The sequence below is a fragment of the Streptomyces sp. MnatMP-M17 genome (assembly GCF_900091995.1).
In the GTDB taxonomy this organism is placed as follows: Bacteria; Actinomycetota; Actinomycetes; order Streptomycetales; family Streptomycetaceae; genus Streptomyces.
The window spans coordinates 1-2,651 of sequence record NZ_FMDK01000285.1 but is presented as its reverse complement, the minus strand read 5'-3'; the positions used below and the strand labels follow the sequence as shown (position 1 = coordinate 2,651).

Below are 2,651 nucleotides of genomic sequence, written 5' to 3'. Positions count from 1 at the left end.
CCTTCCCGGGCCGCTCGGCTTCCCGCCGCCACTGCGCGTACCGCACGGCCTCGCCCAACGCCCGTACGGCCCGCTCGGCGGCGGGATAGGCGGGAATGCGCGGGACGGCGCCGTGACGGAGCCCGGCGCCGGGCGGCTGGGTCGGTGCGGCGTCATCAGCGGGTTTGGCGGCAGAGCTCGACAGGCCCGGCGTCGCCGGAGGTGAGAGGGCCTCCGGGAGGCCGTCGATTTCCACATGGACCACCGCGACCGGCTTCGACGCGGTGCGTGCGGTCGCCTCGCGGAGAGCCGTGCCCAGGGCGCCGCCGTCGGTGGGAGCGGGCGGGCCCGTCTCGCCGACGTGCGGGATCGCGGTCACCACGACCGCGTCGCACGCGTCGTCGGAGAGGGCGTCCGCGAGCGCCGCGCGGAAGTCCGCCGGCGTCGCCGTCGTCGTGAGATCGCGAGGGCGGAGCGGGCGCAGGCCTTCGGAGAGGCAGGCGTCATAGGTGAGCAGGCCGAGCGACTCGGAGTTGCCGAGGATCGCGACGCGCGGCCCCGCCGGCAGCGGCTGGCAGGCCAGCAGCAGCCCCGTGTCGACCAGTTCGGTGACCGTGTCCACCCGGATCACTCCGGCCTGCCGCATCAGCGCCGAGACCGTCGCGTCCGGGATACGGGTGACCGGCACCGCGTGCCCGGGCGGTGCGCTGCCGCTGTGACGCGCGCCCTTGACCACCACGACCGGCTTCACCGCCGCCGTGCGCCGGGCGAGCCGGGTGAACTTCCTTGGGTTGCCGATCGATTCGAGATAGAGCAGGGCGACATCGGTGTCCGGGTCCTCGTACCAGTACTGGAGGATGTCATTGCCCGAGACATCCGCGCGGTTGCCCGCCGAGACGAAGGACGACAGTCCCGCGCCACGCCGGTAGAGCCCGGAGAGCAGCGCGATCCCGATCGCGCCGGACTGCGTGAACAGACCGATGTGCCCGCGCTCGGGCGGCTCCGGCGCGAGCGACGCGTTCAGCCGTACGGCATCGGCGGTGTTGATGATCCCGAAGGCGTTCGGTCCGATGATCCGCATTCCGTACGAACGTGCCTGCCGCACCAGCGCGCGCTGCCGCTCCCTGCCCTCGGGACCGCTCTCCGCGTAGCCGGCGGAGAGGACCACCAGTCCTCGTACACCGTGTTCGCCGCAGTCCGCGACCACGTCCGGCACCTGTTCCGCCGGTACGGCGAGGACCGCGAGATCGACGGGTTCACCGATCCGCGCGACGGACCGTACGGCGGGGACGCCGTCGATCTCGGTCCTGTCCTCCTCGAAGGCGTGGTTGACCGCGTACATACGGCCGGTGAAGCCCGCGCCGAGCAGATTCCGCAGGACCGTACGGCCGACGCCACCGGGCGCGCGTCCCGTACCGACGACGGCGACCGACCCGGGCGCGAGCAGCCGCTGCACCGAGCGCGCCTCGGCCCGCTGTTCACGGCCACGCTGCACCGCCAGCGACTCGGCGGTCGGTTCGAGATCGAGCGTGAGCCGTACGGAGCCGTCCTCGAAGCTGCGCCTCTGTGTGTATCCGGCGTCCCGGAAGACCTTGATCATCTTGGTGTTGGCGGGCAGCACCTCCGCGGCGAAGCGACGGATGCCGCGCTCGCGGGCGACCGCCGCGATGTGCTCCAGCAGGGCGGAGGCGATCCCGCGTCCCTGGTGCGCGTCCTGGACCAGGAAGGCGACCTCGGCCTCGTCGGCGGGCGCGGACGCGGGCCGCCCGCGGCCGTCGATGCGGTCGTACCGTACGGTCGCGATGAACTCACCGCCCACCGTCACCGCGAGCCCTACCCGGTCCACCTGGTCGTGGTGGGTGAAGCGGTGCACATCCTTCGCGGAGAGGCGCGGGTAGGGCGCGAAGAACCGGTAGTACTTCGACTCGTCGGAGACCTGCTCGTAGAAGCTGACCAGCCGCTCGGCGTCGTCCTCGGTGATGGGCCTGATCCGGGCGGTGCCCCCGTCGCGCAGCACCACGTCCGCTTCCCAGTGATCGGGGTACGCATGGACCGGCGGGGTCTCCATGGCCAAAGCCTACGGCGGGGGGCGGGACGGGGGCGGACCAGGTGGACCGCACATCACATGAGAGTCTGGGCCGGACATCGTTTTTCAGACTTTTGAGACTTGAAGGGCAACACCATGGCTGAGCGCCGCGTCAATGTCGGCTGGGCCGAGGGGCTGCACGCCCGTCCCGCGTCCATCTTCGTCCGGGCCGCCACGGCGGCCGGCGTCCCGGTGACGATCGCGAAGGCCGACGGCAGTCCCGTCAACGCCGCGTCGATGCTCGCGGTGCTCGGTCTGGGCGCGCGCGGCGGCGAGGAGATCGTGCTGGCCTCCGACGCGGACGGCGCGGACGCCGCTCTGGACCGGCTGGCGAAGCTGGTCGCCGAGGGCCTGGACGAGCTGCCCGAGACGGTCTGAACCGTACGGGCCGCGAGAAGGGCCCGGCCGTCATTTCGCACGACGGAGCCGCGGTGCGCTGAATTCGGCACACCGCGGCTCCGTCGTTTTCGTGCGGGCAGCGGAGAATAGGCCGCGCTATTTCATTTCTTTGTATACGGCGAGAATGTTAAGTGCGAGCACTCGCGGTGTTTACAACATGTTGCGAAACCCTCACCTTTTCCCGGCC

General features: G+C 71.3%; 2 protein-coding genes. One reads left to right on the top strand and one right to left on the bottom strand.

Annotated elements, in window-relative coordinates:
- Positions 1 to 2,047: GNAT family N-acetyltransferase (locus GA0115259_RS13545; protein ID WP_093595747.1), on the bottom strand; the 2,047-nt coding region annotated here is incomplete at its 3' end.
- A 114-nt stretch (positions 2,048 to 2,161) separates the two neighbouring features.
- Between GA0115259_RS13545 and GA0115259_RS13540 the strand changes: the two genes are divergently transcribed.
- Positions 2,162 to 2,443 (top strand): HPr family phosphocarrier protein, encoded by a 282-nt coding sequence (locus GA0115259_RS13540; protein ID WP_093595744.1) that lies wholly within the window; start codon positions 2,162 to 2,164, stop codon positions 2,441 to 2,443.
- Positions 2,444 to 2,651 lie beyond the last annotated feature (208 nt).